This is a genomic window from Streptomyces sp. NPDC029044, assembly GCF_040637495.1.
Lineage (GTDB): Bacteria > Actinomycetota > Actinomycetes > Streptomycetales > Streptomycetaceae > Streptomyces.
Genome location: NZ_JBEZWN010000054.1, coordinates 38,149 through 53,639, shown reverse-complemented (window position 1 = coordinate 53,639; position 15,491 = coordinate 38,149). Strand labels below are relative to the sequence as shown.

14 protein-coding genes and 1 pseudogene are annotated in these 15,491 nt (G+C 71.5%); 6 read left to right on the top strand and 9 right to left on the bottom strand.

All coding sequences use genetic code 11. The annotated features are described in order from the left end of the window. The 5 genes and pseudogenes from AB0E85_RS30990 to AB0E85_RS30970 all read right to left on the bottom strand — a co-directional run. Positions 1 to 189, bottom strand: a 189-nt coding sequence (locus AB0E85_RS30990) for a wax ester/triacylglycerol synthase domain-containing protein (protein ID WP_361934056.1), incomplete at its 3' end; no start/stop codon positions are given. Positions 190 to 333: 144 nt separating this feature from the next. Beyond that, a pseudogene (locus AB0E85_RS30985) lies at positions 334 to 555 on the bottom strand (hypothetical protein); the annotation flags it as partial. 140 nt (positions 556 to 695) lie between these two features. Next, the gene (gene glgC, locus AB0E85_RS30980) at positions 696 to 1,916 is read right to left on the bottom strand and encodes a glucose-1-phosphate adenylyltransferase (protein ID WP_361934054.1); all 1,221 of its coding nucleotides are present in this window, start codon (positions 1,914 to 1,916) and stop codon (positions 696 to 698) included. 51 nt (positions 1,917 to 1,967) lie between these two features. Next, the gene (gene glgA, locus AB0E85_RS30975) at positions 1,968 to 3,119 is read right to left on the bottom strand and encodes a glycogen synthase (RefSeq protein WP_361934052.1); all 1,152 of its coding nucleotides are present in this window, start codon (positions 3,117 to 3,119) and stop codon (positions 1,968 to 1,970) included. 39 nt (positions 3,120 to 3,158) lie between these two features. Next, a complete protein-coding gene (locus AB0E85_RS30970) occupies positions 3,159 to 3,914 on the bottom strand; it encodes a (2Fe-2S)-binding protein (RefSeq protein ID WP_361934049.1) in 756 nt (251 codons plus the stop codon). Between the two features lie 210 nt (positions 3,915 to 4,124). On the opposite strand from AB0E85_RS30970, the gene AB0E85_RS30965 reads away from it, so the two are divergent. After that, the gene (locus tag AB0E85_RS30965; RefSeq protein ID WP_361934046.1) at positions 4,125 to 5,627 is read left to right on the top strand and encodes a DMT family transporter; all 1,503 of its coding nucleotides are present in this window, start codon (positions 4,125 to 4,127) and stop codon (positions 5,625 to 5,627) included. Here AB0E85_RS30965 and AB0E85_RS30960 read toward each other — a convergent pair. After that, a complete protein-coding gene (locus AB0E85_RS30960; RefSeq protein ID WP_361934044.1) occupies positions 5,617 to 6,840 on the bottom strand; it encodes a transglycosylase family protein in 1,224 nt (407 codons plus the stop codon). The genes AB0E85_RS30965 and AB0E85_RS30960 overlap by 11 nt on opposite strands. Positions 6,841 to 7,190: 350 nt before the next feature. Here AB0E85_RS30960 and gndA point away from each other — a divergent pair, with 350 nt between their 5' ends. Continuing rightward, positions 7,191 to 8,630, top strand: coding sequence for an NADP-dependent phosphogluconate dehydrogenase (gene gndA / locus AB0E85_RS30955; protein WP_361934042.1), 1,440 nt, complete (start codon positions 7,191 to 7,193; stop codon positions 8,628 to 8,630). Between the two features lie 482 nt (positions 8,631 to 9,112). Here the strand turns inward: gndA and AB0E85_RS30950 are convergent, their stop codons facing one another. From AB0E85_RS30950 to aztA, 3 genes are all read right to left on the bottom strand, one after another. Further along, entirely contained in the window at positions 9,113 to 9,457 is a 345-nt protein-coding gene (locus AB0E85_RS30950; protein WP_361934039.1) for an N-acetyltransferase, read from the bottom strand. Between the two features lie 27 nt (positions 9,458 to 9,484). Beyond that, entirely contained in the window at positions 9,485 to 9,904 is a 420-nt protein-coding gene (gene panD, locus AB0E85_RS30945) for an aspartate 1-decarboxylase (RefSeq protein WP_062930484.1), read from the bottom strand. 323 nt (positions 9,905 to 10,227) lie between these two features. Beyond that, positions 10,228 to 10,962, bottom strand: a complete 735-nt coding sequence (aztA, locus tag AB0E85_RS30940) for a zinc ABC transporter ATP-binding protein AztA (protein WP_361934035.1) — start codon at positions 10,960 to 10,962, stop codon at positions 10,228 to 10,230. A gap of 23 nt (positions 10,963 to 10,985) precedes the next feature. Here aztA and aztB point away from each other — a divergent pair, with 23 nt between their 5' ends. The 4 genes from aztB (at position 10,986) to aztD (ending at position 15,344) form a co-directional block, all read left to right on the top strand. Beyond that, the gene (gene aztB, locus AB0E85_RS30935; protein WP_361934032.1) at positions 10,986 to 11,843 is read left to right on the top strand and encodes a zinc ABC transporter permease AztB; all 858 of its coding nucleotides are present in this window, start codon (positions 10,986 to 10,988) and stop codon (positions 11,841 to 11,843) included. Between the two features lie 20 nt (positions 11,844 to 11,863). After that, entirely contained in the window at positions 11,864 to 13,093 is a 1,230-nt protein-coding gene (locus tag AB0E85_RS30930) for a hypothetical protein (protein ID WP_361934029.1), read from the top strand. After that, the gene (aztC, locus tag AB0E85_RS30925; RefSeq protein ID WP_361934026.1) at positions 13,090 to 14,049 is read left to right on the top strand and encodes a zinc ABC transporter substrate-binding protein AztC; all 960 of its coding nucleotides are present in this window, start codon (positions 13,090 to 13,092) and stop codon (positions 14,047 to 14,049) included. The genes AB0E85_RS30930 and aztC overlap by 4 nt, the downstream gene beginning before the upstream one ends. 95 nt (positions 14,050 to 14,144) lie before the next feature. Then, positions 14,145 to 15,344 carry a zinc metallochaperone AztD gene (gene aztD / locus AB0E85_RS30920; RefSeq protein WP_361934023.1) on the top strand — a complete coding sequence of 400 codons (1,200 nt, stop codon included), beginning with the start codon at positions 14,145 to 14,147 and terminating at the stop codon, positions 15,342 to 15,344. The last annotated feature ends 147 nt before the right edge of the window (positions 15,345 to 15,491 follow it).

The following is a 15,491-nucleotide window of genomic DNA, read 5'->3' as shown; positions in this document are numbered from 1 at the left end:
CACGTTGCGGATGCGCATCCGCAACCCGGGGACTCCCGCGGCCCGGGCCGCCAGCAGGTCCGCGGCGTGGGCGCCCGCGGCCGGCGAGTGGGCCGAGAAGATCCCGAGCGCGCCGAGGTGCATCGGGTGTTCCGCGGACTCGAGGTTCCAGAACGCCAGGTCGAGAGGAGCGAGCAGGTCAGCAGTCAAGGGCTTGCCTCGCGTCGACGACGGGTGGGTCAGCAGTCAACCGCCCCCGCCCGATTACGGTCAAGTACGATCAGGCTACGCACAGTTAACATCCGATTAAGTCCCGCCCCGGTGATAGGGGCGGGACTCATGGTGCATGTGCGGTCAGTCCAGCACAGGTCGCGCCGCCGGGCACCCGGTGGGAGTCACCCGGGAGGCGTCACGGATCAGCGCCTCGTGCGCGGTCTTCAGCCGGGCCGTGTCGGGTTTCAGTACCGCCCGGTCGTAGGTGAGGAAGCCGTTCAGCTCGCCCTCGACGTCGGCGATCTGGGTGTACACGGCCCCGTTGCTCCCTTTGCAGACCAGCGCCCGGACCTCGTCGAGCTTCTCGGTTTCTGAGGCGTCGGGGACGCACGGAACCTTCATGCCAACGTTGTCATGTATGCGCCGAAGAGAGACAAGGGCACGACAACACAGATCCCGGACTTCGTCCAGAGGCAGGACAAAGTCCCCGGGGCCGCCGCGGCTCAGGTGACCAACTGCCCCTTCCCCAGGGCGATCACGCCGCCCTTGGACACCGTGTACAGCTCCGCGTCCCGCTCGGGGTTGACGCCGATGGTCGCGCCCGGCGGCACCTCGACGTTCTTGTCGAGGACGGCTCCGCGCACCACGGCGCCCCGGCCGATGTGCACGTTGTCGTGCAGCACCGAGCCCTGCACCACGGCGCCCGGGTCGACCACGACGCCCGGTGACAGCACCGACCGCGTGACCTGCCCGCGCACCAGGCAGCCCGCGCTGATGATGGACTCGCTGGCGATGCCGCCCGCGTTGAAACGGGCCGGCGAGAGCTGGTACGAGTGCGTGTAGATCGGCCAGCTGCGGTTGTACAGATTGAAGGCCGGGCGCTCGGCGATCAGGTCCATGTGGGCCTCGTAGTAGGCGTCCAGCGTCCCGACGTCGCGCCAGTAGCCCTGGTCGCGGGTGGTCTCGCCGGGCACGTGGTTGGCGCTGAAGTCGTAGAGCGCGGCCTCGCCCCGGTCGGTGAGCTGGGGCAGGATCGACCCGCCCATGTCGTGTACGGAGGACTCGTCCTCCGCGTCCCTCTTGAGCGCCTCGATGAGGGCCTTGGTGGTGAAGATGTAGTTGCCCATCGAGGCGAACACGCAGTCGGGGTCGTCCGCCAGGCCGGGTGGAGCGGACGGCTTCTCCAGGAAGCGCTCCACCGTCTGCCCGTCGGAGCCGGGGGTGATCACCCCGAAGGACGAGGACTCGGTGCGCGGCACCCGGATCCCGGCCACCGTCACGCCCGCGCCGCTCTCGATGTGCTGGGTCAGCATCTGGCGCGGGTCCATGCGGTAGACGTGGTCCGCGCCGAAGACGGCCACGTACTCGGGCTGCTCGTCGTAGACGAGGTTCAGCGACTGCAGGATCGCGTCGGCGCTGCCCAGGTACCAGCGCGGGCCGAGACGCTGCTGCGCGGGCACGGGCGTCACGTAGTTGCCCAGCAGGTTGGACATCCGCCAGGTGGTCGTGATGTGCCGGTCCAGCGAATGCGACTTGTACTGCGTCAGGACGCAGATGCGCAGGATGTCGGCGTTGACGAGGTTGGACAGGACGAAGTCGACCAGACGGTATGTGCCGCCGAAGGTCACCGCCGGTTTGGCACGGTCCGCGGTCAGGGGCATCAGCCGTTTGCCCTCGCCGCCCGCCAGCACGATCCCCAGGACCGAAGGACCACCACCACGCATGGCCGCTCCCCTCACGCCGATTTCCCGATGCCTGCCCCTGAGCAGTACCCGCTATGCCTGTTTGACGATCTCCTCGTAGAGCCGGACCGTGCGGCGGGCCACCGCGTCCCAGCCGAACTCGCCGACCGCGCGCTCGCGCCCGGCCTCGCCCATCCTCCCGGCGGCCGCCGGGTCGGCCAGGACGGTGTCCATGGCCCGGGCGAGCCCGACCTCGAAGCTGTCGCCGGGCGGGACGAGCAGCCCGGTGGTGCCGTCGTCCACCACCTCCGGGATGCCGCCGACCGCCGAGGCCACCACGGGGGTGCCGCAGGCCATCGCCTCCAGGTTCACGATGCCGAGCGGCTCGTACACCGACGGGCAGACGAAGAGGGCGGCGTGCGTGAGGAGCTGGATCACCTCCGGGCGCGGCAGCATCTTCGGGATCCAGAACACCCCGTCGCGGACCCCGCTCAGCTCCCCGAACAGCTCGCGGAACTCCTGGTCGATCTCCGGCGTGTCCGGTGCGCCCGCGCACAGCACGACCTGCGCGGCCGGGTCGATGTCCCGCACCGCGCGCAGCAGGTGGGGCACGCCCTTCTGCCGGGTGATCCGGCCGACGAACAGCACGTACGGGCGGGAGCGGTCCAGGCCGACGCGGTCCAGGGCGTCCGTGCCGTGGTCCGGCCGGTACAGGCTGGTGTCGATGCCGTTGTGCACGACGTGGACCCGCTCCGGGTCCAGCGCCGGGTAGCAGCCGAGGATGTCCTCGCGCATCGCCCCGGAGACGGCGATCACCGCGTCGGCGGCCTCGATCGCGGTGCGCTCCGCCCAGCTGGACAGCTCGTAGCCACCGCCGAGCTGCTCGGCCTTCCAGGGGCGCAGCGGCTCCAGGGAGTGCGCGGTCATCACGTGCGGGATGCCGTACAGCATCTTGGCGAGGTGACCGCCGAGGTTGGCGTACCAGGTGTGGGAGTGGACGAGCTCGCGGCCTTCGAGGGCGGCGGCCATGGCGAGGTCGACGGAGAAGGTGCGCAGCGCGTCGTTGGCGCCGTCGAGCGCGGACCAGGGCCGGTGGCGCAGCACGCCGTCGGCGCGGCCCTCCCCCCAGCAGTGCACGTCCAGGTCGACGAGCGGTCTGAGCTCGCGGGCGAGGAACTCCACATGGACGCCTGCACCGCCGTACACATCCGGCGGGTACTCCCGGGTCAGCAGTCCGACGCGCACCCGCAACTCCCTGCTCTCAGCGGCCGTTCCCTTTCATGGTCACCCAGAAGGGGCGCGTGGGGAAGAGCGGGGCGGCCGCGGGAAGCAGCAGTCGCCGCAGACGCCCCCGCCGGGCACCCGGTAGTACAGGCAGCAGCTGCGGCGCCGGAACGCTGTGCCGGTGAGGGTCCCGGCACCGGCGAGCAAGGGGTGGGCGAGGAGTTCGGCGGCCAGGGACCGGGCCCGGACGGCGACGTCGGTACGGCCGTGCCGCCCGGCCCAGCGGTCCAGTTCCCGGGCGGCACCGGCCAGGGCGGAGGCGGCGTTGCCGCGCAGCAGGCCCGGGGCGAGGCCGTGGTGGGCGCGCAGGGCGGCCGCCAGTGGGACGAGGTGCCCGTGCAGGACGACGTCCGCGAGGGACGGCGCGTCCCCGGGCAACTGCCGTACGTCCGTCAGCCAGAGGTCGTCGGGAGCGCTGCCGTCGGCGTCCCAGTGCAGCAGCCGGGCGTCCAGGTCGGGGACGGAGCCGTAGAGCGCGGCGCAGCCGAGGGCGATCGACCAGAGCCGGGCCGCGAGCCCCTGGTGGGTCACGGACGCGGCGACGCGCAACTCCGGGGCGCGCAGGGCGGTCGCGACCTTCCGCACGCGAAAAATCAGGGGATGTGCCGACACATCCGGTGACGTGGCGGCGTAGGCCTGTGCGAGAGTGGGAAGAGACCCGGCCGATGCTCGTTCCGTGCGCAGCACGAAGAAGCCGGCGAGCGGGCGGAGCGCGGCGAGGTCGGGGTCGAGGTCCACGAACAGCAGTAGTACCAAGGCCCCTAGGGGATGTGACCCGGTGGCCCCCGACCGGACTCACCCACCCTGGGGATGACGGGGTTCTCCGCGTACTCCACCGGCAGTAGGACCCAATGAGTGCTCAGGGACGACGACGGGAAGACCTGGACACGGCAGGGTGTTGGTCATGAAAGCCCACCTTTCGCCGCGCCGGGCCGAGCGCCCCCGCCTCACGCAGAGGAGCAGCCGATGAGCGCCCTCGCGTTGTCCGTCCTGCTGTCCCTCGTCTCCGCGTTCGCCTACGCGGGCGGGGCGATCGTGCAGGAGCGGGTGGCGGAGTCGTCGCCGGGCGAGCAGTACGCGCCGCTGCGGCGGCCGGGCTGGTGGGCGGCGGTCGGGCTGAACGGCCTCGGCGGCGTGCTGCACGTGGTGGCGCTGGCGTACGGGCCGCTGAGCCTGGTCCAGCCGCTCGGCGCGCTGACCATCGTGGTGGCCCTGCCGATGGCGGCGCTGTTCGTCGGCCGCAAGGCCGGTGCCACGGCCTGGCGGGGCGCGATCATGGCGACGGTGGGTCTCGCCGGTCTGCTGTCCCTGGTCGCCGCGTCCGACGCGCGGTCGCTGGACACGGCACAGCGGGTGGCCGTCGCCGTCGTCACCGCGGGTGTGGTCGTGGCGCTGATGGTCGCCGCCCGGGCCGCGCACCGGCACCCGGCGGTGCGCAGCATGCTGCTGGCGACCGCCTCCGGCATCGCGTTCGGCATGTCCTCGGTGTTCACCAAGACCGTCGCGGTCGACTGGACCGGCGGTGTGTCGGCGGCGGACGTGCCGTCCCTCGCGGTGATCGGCGTCCTGGCCACGGCCGGCATGCTGCTGTCCCAGGCCGCTTACCGGGGCGCCGGCCTCGCGGCCCCGCTGGCGACGCTGACGGTGGTGAACCCGGTGGTGGCGGCCGCGGTCGGCATCACGATGTTCGGAGAAAGCTTCCGCTACGGCACGACGGGCACGGTGCTCGCGCTGGGCTGTGGTGTGGTCGCGGCGGGCGGCCTGATCCTCCTCACCACGGAGCGGCTCACGCACGAGCACCCGGACGCGGTTCCGGCCGGGCCTGCGGAGGCGCCGAGCGGGACGGGCGCGCCGGGCCTGCCGGCCGGAGGCCCGGGCCGGGTGCCGGAGCGGACGGGCCGGGGCGGTCCGGCCGTGCCGGTGGGTGGCCCGCAGCGCCCGGGCGACGTCCCGGAGCGGGTGCCTGCCGGGGTCCGGGCGGGGCTCACCGGAGAGCGGCTGCTCGTGGAAGACGTGCGGGCGCCCGTCGCCACGGCGGCGGTGCTCGTGCCGGGACCGGACACACCGGCCGCGGTGATCGTGCCCAGGCCGCAGAAGCCGGCAGCTGTACGCGCACCGGAGCCGACGGCGGCACTCCCGTCAGGACCGGACACACCGGCCGCGGTGATCGTGCCGGGCCCGAAGACGACGGTCGCTGTCCCCGTGCCGGATGCACCGGACGCCGTGCTCGCGCCGCGGCCGGAGGGAGCTGCGGACGTGCTCACGCCGGAGCCGACGGCGGCGGTCCCCGTGGCCGTACCGGACACCCCCGCAGAGGTGCTCCTCGCGGAGGTCGCGTTCGGGAACGGGGAGTCGTCGGGGGCGGCGGCCTCCGGCGACGATCGCCCGTTCTCCTACGTGCCCTTCTACGGCATCCCGTACGTCCCGTTGCCCGTGATCGACCGGCACCGCATGCGTGTCAGATCCTGACGCCGCCGGCCCGGAGGTACGCCACCGGGTCCACGTCCGAACCGAAGCCGGGCCCCGTCCGCACCTCGAAGTGCAGATGCGGGCCCGAGCTGTTGCCGGTGGAGCCGGAGCGGCCGATGCGCTGGCCGGCGCTCACCGACTGCCCGTCCCGCACGGAGATCGCGGAGAGGTGGGCGTACTGGCTGTAGCGGCCGTCGGTGTGCCGGACCACGACCTGGTAGCCGTACGAGCCGCCCCATCCCGCGCTGACGACGCTGCCCGACGCGACCGACTTGACCGTTGTGCCGGTGGGCACGGGGAAGTCGATGCCGGTGTGGTAGCCCTTCGACCAGGAGGATCCCGCCTTGCGGTAGGGCGTGCCGAGGGAGGCGTTGACGGGGGCGACGAACCCCTGCCGGGTGGCCGTGGACCGGTCGGCGCGCTCCCTGCTCTCGTCCTTGGCCCGCTCCTTGGGCCGCTCCTTCGGCCGCTCCTTGGCGCGGTCCTGGGCCGGCTTCTTCGTCGCGGGCTCGGCCGACGGCGCCGGCCTGTGCTCGGGCCGAGTCTTCGTGGCACCCTCTCCGCGCAGCGCCAGGCGCTGGCCGGGCACGATCAGATCGGGGTCGGACCCTATGGTCGAGCGGTTGGCGGTGTACAGGCCCCGCCAGCCGCCCCGGACGTCCTGGTCGTCCGCGATGCGGGAGAGGGTGTCGCCGCGGACCACGGTGTACATCTCGGCGTTGCCCGCCCGGGACTGCGGCGTGGACTGCGGCCGCACGTCCTCGATCGAGGTCTTCTTCTTCGTGTCCTTCTGCTTCGTGCGCTCGGCGGCCGGCCGGATGTCGGGCTCGGCGCCGCCCCGGGTCAGTCCGGCCCGTTTGGAGCAGACCGGCCAGGCGCCCGGCCCCTGCCCGTCGAGGACCTTCTCCGCGACGGCGATCTGCTGGTCCTTGCTCGCCAGGTCCGCACGGGCCGCGTAGGCCCGGCCGCCGTAGGCCTCCCAGGTGGACTGGGTGAACTGAAGCCCGCCGTAGAAACCGTTGCCGGAGTTGATGCTCCAGTTGTTGGTGGACTCGCAGGCGGCGACCTTGTTCCAGGTGTCCACGTCCGCCGCCTGGGCGGCGCCGGTGCCCATGAACGGCAGTGCCATGCCCGCGCCGCCCGCCGTGACGGTGAGCGAGGCGCGGTTGATCCTGTTCGGCTGATACCGGCGGTGCCGGCCGCGTACGGCCATCGAAAGCCCCCCTAGACATGCGTCAGGAGGGGCAAAAGTAAGCGCTGCGAACCGGCCAGAACAAGACGGCTTTTCGCCGCCCGGGAGTCCAAATGGCCGGTATGAGGCCCCTGTTGCGCGACGCGCGCCACGGCGGTGCACCGTGCACGGCACACCGTGCGCCGGTGCGACGCGCGCGGGGCGCACCCGTCGGCTGAGTGCGACGGGGCTCTCGTCCGTATCAGCCTGCGCCACGCCGTGCGACCCGGGCGTGCGGACGAAGTAGCGGCACGTCAGGATGGTCGACGGGGGATGCCCGTGGGCACCTCCCACCGGCAGCACCGATACCGAGGTCTTTAGGAGCGAACCGAATGAGCAGTACAGCGCAGATCGGCGTCACGGGTCTCGCGGTCATGGGCCGCAACCTCGCCCGCAACTTCGCCCGCAACGGCTACACGGTCGCGGTGCACAACCGGACGCCCGCGCGCATGCACGCCCTGGTGGAGGAGTTCGGCGGCGAGGGGGAGTTCGTCGCGTGCGAGAGCGCGAAGGACTTCGTGGCGGCGCTGGAGCGTCCGCGTCGGCTGGTCGTGATGGTGAAGGCCGGTGAGCCGACGGACGCGGTGATCCAGGAGTTCGCACCGCTGCTGGAGCCCGGCGACATGATCATCGACGGTGGCAACGCGCACTTCGCCGACACCCGGCGCCGGGAGCGCGACCTGCGCGAGCAGGGCATCCACTTCGTCGGCATGGGCGTCTCCGGCGGTGAGGAGGGCGCGCTGAACGGCCCGAGCATCATGCCGGGCGGGCCGAAGGAGTCCTACGACTCGCTGGGCCCGATGCTGGAGAAGATCTCGGCGAAGGCGGCGGACGGCTCGCCGTGCGTCTCCCATGTCGGTCCGGACGGCGCCGGGCACTTCGTGAAGATGGTGCACAACGGCATCGAGTACGCGGACATGCAGCTCATCGGCGAGGCGTACCAGCTGCTGCGGGACGTCGCCGGATACTCCCCCGCCGAGATCGCGGAGATCTTCCGCACCTGGAACCGGGGCCGTCTCGACTCGTACCTGATCGAGATCACGGCCGAGGTGCTGTCGCACGTCGACGCGGAGACGGGCAAGCCGTTCGTGGACGTGGTGGTGGACCAGGCCGAGCAGAAGGGCACCGGCCGCTGGACCGTGCAGATCGCGCTGGACCTGGGCGTGCCGGTGTCGGGTATCGCCGAGGCGGTGTTCGCGCGGTCGCTGTCGGGCCACGCGGCCCTGCGCGAGGCCTCGCGCGGGCTGGCCGGCCCGAAGGCGAAGCCGCTGAGTGAGGCGGAGGCCCGGGCGTTCGCGGACCGGGTGGAGCAGGCGCTGTACGCGTCGAAGATCGTGTCGTACACGCAGGGCTTCCACGAGATCGACGCCGCCCGTGACGAGTACGGCTGGGACATCGACCTCGGCGCTGTGTCGGCGCTGTGGCGGGGCGGCTGCATCATCCGCGCGGCGTTCCTGGACCGGATCCGTGCCGCGTACGACGCCCGTCCCGACCTGCCGAGCCTGCTGTCGGACGCGACGTTCGCGCAGGAGATCGCGGACGCCCAGGACGACTGGCGTGAGGTGCTGGTCGCCGCGACCCGCCAGGGTGTGCCGACGCCCGGTTTCGCGGCGGCCCTCGCCTACTACGACGCGCTGCGCGCGGAGCGGCTGCCGGCGGCGCTGACGCAGGGGCAGCGGGACTACTTCGGTGCACACACCTACCGCAGGGTGGACCGGGACGGGTCGTTCCACACGCTGTGGGGCGGGGACCGCTCGGAGACCTCCGCGTAGGCGCTGCCGCTGAGGGACGCGTACGGGGCGGTGGACGGCAGGATGTGCCGTCCACCGCCCCGTTCGTCTGCCCGGGTCAGGACAGGGGAGGTCCGGGCTCGGGGTTCGGCACGGGATCCGGACCCGGAGGGATCGGGGACGGATCCGGGCCCGGCACGGGGTCCGGGCCCGGGGGCGCCGGCGGGGTCGGGCCCGGGGGCGGGGTGGGCGCCGGCGGAGGCGGGGTCGGCTCCGGGCCGGGCGGGGGCTGCGGGTTCGGCACCGGGTCGGGGTGCGGCTCCGGGCGCTGGGGATCAGGGCCCGGTGTCGGCGCCGGCGGCACGGGGTCGGGGATCGGGTTCGTCATCAGGTCCTCCAGCCAGTAGGACGGCTCCGGCTCTGGACTACCCCCGCCTACCCGGCACCCGCCTCCGCAGTCACTCCCCAGCGGGACGGGACGGGACCAGGTGGGGGTAGCGGGGGCGGGTGTGACGGAAACGGCCTCAGAACCGTCCCGGGTGGGCCCGCAGCCAGTCCTTCGCCGCCGCGAGGAGGGCCTCGTCGGCCGGCGAGGCCTCGTCGGGGTGGCGTTCGGCCCACTTGGTGACGTACGGGCAGAGCGAGGCGACCGCACTGTGCTCGCGGCCGGCGAGCGCGTAGAGCTCGCGCGCGAGCGAACCGGCGATGCCCTTGCCCTCGTGGGCCGGCTCGACGATCGTGTGGACGGGCACCAGGGCGCGCTCGGGGCTCTCCAGTACGAAGTACTCGATACGGCCGACGACTTCACCGCCGGACACGGCCTCCAGCCGGCCCGCCGCCCGGTCGTCGCGGATCTCCGGGTCGCTCACACGCTCCTCCTCGGTCGGATGCTTCCGTCAGGCCCGGACGGCCTGCGGGCTGCGCTGCTGGTCCGATCCGGGCACCGGCTCGGACGGGTCAGCGCCGAGGGCCACGATCCGGTTGTCGTGGTCCACGTGCACGACCCGGGGAGTGAGTGCCCGCGCCTCGGCATCTGTCACCTGGGCGTAGCTGATGATGATCACGAGGTCGCCGGGGTGGACGAGGTGGGCCGCGGCCCCGTTGATCCCGATCACACCGGAGCCGCGCTCGCCCTCGATGACGTACGTCTCCAGCCGGGCCCCGTTGGTGATGTCCACGATGTGCACGAGCTCGCCGGGCAGCAGATCGGCGGCGTCGAGCAGATCGGCGTCGATGGTCACGGATCCCACGTAGTGCAGGTCGGCCTGGGTGACGGTGGCTCGGTGGATCTTGGACTTGAACAGAGTACGCAGCACTTTGGACTCCTGTTTGACGGCTCCCTGCCTGCTTTGTGCAGGTCAAAGGCGGTCTCGACTGTACACCGGGACACGCCGGTCGAGAATTGTGAGGAACGTCGCTCCGCTCGGGCGAGACGGCTTCACGGTTGGGCTTTCGCGCCGCACCGGTGCCTGGTCAGGCAATCCTCCAGGAAAGCAGCGATCAGCCTCCCGCCCCAGGCTTTCCCATACGTACCGGGCGGCCCGCTGGTGGCCACCAGGCTCTCGGCGCGGATCCACCGGTGCGAGAGCTTTGGGGCGCCCGCTGCCGGAACTGTGGCAGAACGAAGAGGGCCGTCGCCTCACACCGGTTGCCAGATCTGGGCGAGTGTCGAGGCGGTGAGAAGTTGCCCGGGGTCTCCCTGCGCCGCCAGCCGGCCCTCGCGGAGCAGGAGGCAGGCGTCTGCCGAGCGCGCGGCTTCCAGGTCGTGCGTGGCCTGGACGACGGTCCTGCCGTCGGCGACCAGCTCCCTCAGCAGGGTGGCGATCCGGTCCCTCGCTTCGGGATCCAGGCCGGTGGTCGGTTCGTCCAGGAGGAGCAGGTCCGACTCCTGGGCGAGCCCTTGGGCGATCAGAGCGCGTTGCCGCTGCCCGCCGGAGAGTTCCCCGAGTTGGCGGGTGGCGAGGTGGGCGATGCCGAGCCTGTCCATGGACTGGTCCACGGTGGCACGGTCCTTCCGGGTCAGTCGGCGCCACGGCCCGCGGTCGCCCCAACGCCCCATCTCCACTGCCTGCCTGACCGTGAGCGGCAGTGCGTCAGTGACGGCGCTGTGCTGCGGGACGAACGCCGGCGGCCGGTCGCCGACATGGTGAAGCCGACCTGATGTGGGTTGGATCACTCCGGCCATGACTCCGAGCAGGGTGGACTTCCCGCTGCCGTTCGGGCCGACGAGTGCGGTGATCGCCAACGCCGGTGTTTCCGCGTCGATTTGATGAAGGACGGGGCGGCCGGGATACCCGGCGGAGAGCTCCGTGAAGCGGACCCGGGACGTCCGGCCCTCGGTGACTACGGGAGGGACCCCCTGTGCTTTGAACATGGTTTTCATTATAGTCTGCTTACATGGAGTGGTTGACGGGTCCCTTCGAGGTGACCTTCGTGCAGCGGGCCCTGTGGGGCGGAATGCTGGTGTCGGCGATCTGCGCCCTGGCCGGCACCTGGGTGGTGCTCAGGGGTATGGCCTTCCTCGGTGACGCCATGTCGCACGGGCTGCTGCCCGGAGTCGCGCTCGCCGCGCTGTTCGGCGGCAACCTGCTGCTGGGGGCGCTGCTGAGCGCGGCCGTCATGACGGTCGGCGTCACGGCTCTGGGCCGCACGCCGAGGCTGTCCCAGGACACGGGCATCGGCCTGCTGTTCGTGGGGATGCTGTCGCTCGGTGTGATCATCGTGTCGCGCTCGCAGTCCTTCGCGGTCGACCTGACCGGGTTCCTCTTCGGTGACGTCCTCGCCGTCCGCGAGCAGGACCTGCTGCTGCTGGGCGTGGCGCTGCTGCTGGCGCTGGTCGTCTCGGTCCTCGGCCACCGGGCTTTCCTCGCCCTGGCCTTCGACGCACGCAAGGCCCAGACACTCGGGCTGCGCCCGCGCCTGGCCCATGCGGTGCTGCTCGGCCTTCTGGCGCTGGCCATCGTCGCCTCCTTCCACATCGTGGGCACGCTGCTGGTGCTCGGCCTGCTCATCGCCCCGCCGGCCGCGGCGCTGCCCTGGGCGCGCAGTGTGCGGGGCGTCATGGCCCTCGCCGCGCTCCTCGGCATCACCGCCACCTTCGGCGGCCTGCTGCTGTCCTGGCACCTGAGCACCGCGGCCGGCGCGACCGTCTCGGCCCTGGCGGTGAGCCTGTTCTTCCTCTCCCACCTGGCATCCGGCCTCCGCCACCGCAGCCGTGCGCGCCTGATCGGCGCTCACGCCACAGCGACCGACTGAAAGAACCTGAGGCGATCCCCTTGCTCGTCCGAAGCAATGTCATACCTTGGGCGCCCGCAGCGCTCGTGGCGATCTCCCTGCTCGCCACGAGTTGCGCGAGCCACGACGACACCGCGTCCGCCCCGAAGGCCACCGCCTCGGCGTCCGCTCCGCACGGCTACGTCGAAGGGGCCCAGGAGAAGGCCGAGCAGCAGTCCCGGCTGCTGCTCAACGACCCGGCCACAGGCGGAACCCGGGTACTCGATCTGATCACCGGCAAGACACACAAGGTGTCCCGGGCGACGGGCACCACCGAACTCACCACCGACGGCCGCTTCGGCTTCTTCCACACCGCGGACGGAATCCACGTGCTCGACGGCGGCGCCTGGATGGTGGACCACGGCGACCACGTCCACTACTACCGCGCGGCGATACGTGACGTGGGCCGGGTGGCCGGAGGCCCGGGCACCCGTATCCGCAGCGATGCCGCCGTGACCGCGGTGACCGACGAGGACGGCCGGGCCAGGATCTACGGTCGGGCCGAACTGGAGAAGGGCAAGGTCGGCTCCGCCCGCACGCTTCCCGGCACGCACGCGGGGGCTGTCGTGCCGTACGCGGAGCACCTGCTGGGCGTCACGGGGGACGGGAAGGTCGCGGTGTTCGACCGCGCGGGCAAGCGGGCCGCGTCGCCGGACGCCCGATGCGAGGAGGTGCGGGGGGACGCCGTCACCCGGCGCGGAGTCGTCCTCGGCTGCGCCGACGGCGCCCTGCTCGTCCGTGAGACGGACGGCACCTTCACCGCCGAGAAGATCCCGTACGGCAGCGACGTGCCCGGAGCGGAACGGGCCACGGCCTTCCGGTACCGGCCCGGCAGCGACACGCTCACGGCGCCGGCCGGGAAGCGGGCCGTGTGGGTCCTGGACGTCGGCGAACGCACGTGGAAACGGGTGAAGACCGGGCCGGTCGTCTCCGCCAACACCGCCGGCGAAGGCTCCGCTCTCATCGTCCTGGAGACCGACGGCGCACTCCATGGCTACGACATCGCCACCGGCAAGCAGGTCTCCCGTACGAAGCGGCTTGTGACGGGCACCTCCGAGACCGATACCGACGGGGACGCGCCACCGGTCATCGAGGTCGACCGCAGCCGCGCCTACCTCAACGACCAAAAGGGCAAGCGCGTGTACGAGATCGACTACAACGACAACCTGCGCCTCGCGCGCACCTTCGACCTGGACATCGAGCCGGCCCTGATGGCGGAGACCGGACGATGACCACGCGGACGCGAGGGTCGCGGCGGCTGCGCACCCTCCTGCTGGCCCTGCTCACTTTCGCCCTGGCCGGTGCGGGCACGGGTTGCGCGGACAGCGACGACCGGCCCCGGGTCGTCGTGACGACCAACATCCTGGGCGACATCACGCAGGAGATCGTCGGCGACGAGGCCGACGTCACCGTGCTGATGAAGCCGAACGCCGACCCGCACTCCTTCGGCCTGTCGGCCGTGCAGGCCGCCGAGTTGGAGCGTGCCGACCTGGTGGTCTTCAACGGGCTGGGGCTGGAGGAGAACGTGCTGCGGCACGTGGAGGCCGCCCGCGAGGCAGGGGTGGCAACCTTCGAGGCCGGCAAGGCGGCGGACCCGCTCACCTTCCAGGCGCAGGACGACGGTGGCCCCGAGGAGGACGCCGGGCAGCCCGACCCGCACTTCTGGACCGACCCCGATCGCGTCCGCAAGGCCGCCGGCCTGATCGCCGACCAGGTCGTCGACCACGTGGACGGCGTCGACGAGAAGACGGTCCGCGCCAACGCCGACCGCTACGACGAGCAACTTGCCGACCTCACGACCTGGATGGAGAAGTCCTTCGACCGCATACCGGAGAAACAGCGGTCGTTGGTGACCAACCACCACGTCTTCGGCTACCTCGCCGAACGCTTCGGCTTCCGGGTGATAGGCGCGGTGATCCCCAGCGGTACGACGCTGGCCTCACCCAGCTCCTCCGACCTGCGCTCCCTCACCCAGGCCATGAGCAAGGCAGGCGTACAGACCGTATTCGCCGATTCCTCCCAGCCCAAGCGGCTGGCCGAGGTCCTGCGCACCGAACTGGGCGGCGGAGTGCGCGTCATCGAGCTCTACTCCGAATCCCTGACCGAGAAGGGCAAGGGCGCCGGCACCTACCTGCAGATGATGCGGGCCAACACCACCGCCATGACCGACGGCCTGACCGGCGCCTGAACCAGCCCGCCCCGCACATGAACCCTGGCCGACCGGCCGCCCAAGCACACCCCCTCCCACTGCCGCACCCGCGCGGCACAGAAAGGATCACACCGGTGAACAAGTCCATACGCACCAGAGCCTTCACGGGCACGGCCCTCGCCCTGGCGGCCTCCGCGGTCCTGACCGCATGCGGAGGGGAGGACGGCTCCTCCTCCGACGCGAAGGCCAAGGCTGCGCAGAGCACCAAGGCCGTGGCGGTCAAGGACCCGCTGGTCGCCACGTTCGACGGCGGACTGTACGTCCTGGACGGCGAGAGCCTGAAGCTGGCCGACACGATCGAGCTGCCCGGCTTCAACCGCCTCAACCCCGCCGGCGACGACTCTCACGTCATCGTCTCCACCGACGCCGGCTTCCGCGTCCTGAACGCTGCCGAACAGACCTTCACCGGCATCGAGTACAAGGGCGCAAAGCCGGGGCACGTCGTCCAGCACGCCGGCAAGACGGTCCTGTTCACCGACGGCACCGGCGAGGTCAACGTCCTCGACCCCGACGACCTCGCAGGCGGCAAGAAGCCGCAAGGCCGCACCTACACCTCCGCCGAACCGCACCACGGCGTCGCCATCGAACTGGCCAATGGCGAACTCATCACCACTCTCGGCACCGAGGAGAAGCGCACCGGTGCCCTCGTCCTCGACAAGAACAACAAAGAGATCAAGCGCAACGAGAAGTGCCCCGGCGTCCACGGAGAGGCCACCGCCAAGGGCGAAGCCGTCGGCATCGGCTGCGAGGACGGCCTCCTGCTCTACAAGAACGGCGAGTTCACCAAGATCGACGCCCCCGACGACTACGGCCGCATCGGCAACCAGCGCGGCAGCGACACCTCGCCCATCCTCCTCGGCGACTACAAGACCGACCCGGAAGCCGAACTGGAGCGGCCGACCCGCATCTCCCTCATCGACACCGAGACCGCGAAACTGCGCCTGGTCGACCTGGGCACCAGCTACTCCTTCCGCTCGCTCGGCCGCGGACCCCACGGCGAGGCCCTCGTCCTCGGCACGAACGGCACCCTCCACGTCATCGACCCGGAGACGGGCAAGGTGGACAGGAAGATCCCCGTCGTCGGCGAGTGGCAGGAGCCGCTGGACTGGCAGCAGCCCCGGCCCACCCTCTTCGTCCGCGACCACACCGCGTACGTCTCGGACCCGGGCAAGCGCCAACTGCACGCCGTCGACATCGAATCGGGCAAGAAGGTCAAGTCCGTGACCCTGCCGAAGAGCACGAACGAACTCTCCGGCGTCGTCACCGGCCACTGATCCTCAAGCCTCGGAGAGACCACCCCACACCGGGCACCGGCTCGTCGTTACCGCGCCGGTGCCCGCGGTCTCACCGCGGGGCGAGTCAGTCGGAGCACGCACTGTGGTCGGCCTCAGGCGAAGAAGCCAGATCAGGGAGCGCGTCCC

Coding starts and splice junctions, on each gene's coding strand:
- glgC (WP_361934054.1), bottom strand. CDS start 1,916: ATGCGTGGTGGTGGTCCTTCGGTCCTGGGGATCGTGCTGGCGGGCGGC.
- AB0E85_RS30965 (WP_361934046.1), top strand. CDS start 4,125: ATGAGCGCCCTCGCGTTGTCCGTCCTGCTGTCCCTCGTCTCCGCGTTC.
- AB0E85_RS30960 (WP_361934044.1), bottom strand. CDS start 6,840: ATGGCCGTACGCGGCCGGCACCGCCGGTATCAGCCGAACAGGATCAAC.
- gndA (WP_361934042.1), top strand. CDS start 7,191: ATGAGCAGTACAGCGCAGATCGGCGTCACGGGTCTCGCGGTCATGGGC.
- aztA (WP_361934035.1), bottom strand. CDS start 10,962: ATGTTCAAAGCACAGGGGGTCCCTCCCGTAGTCACCGAGGGCCGGACG.
- aztB (WP_361934032.1), top strand. CDS start 10,986: ATGGAGTGGTTGACGGGTCCCTTCGAGGTGACCTTCGTGCAGCGGGCC.
- aztC (WP_361934026.1), top strand. CDS start 13,090: ATGACCACGCGGACGCGAGGGTCGCGGCGGCTGCGCACCCTCCTGCTG.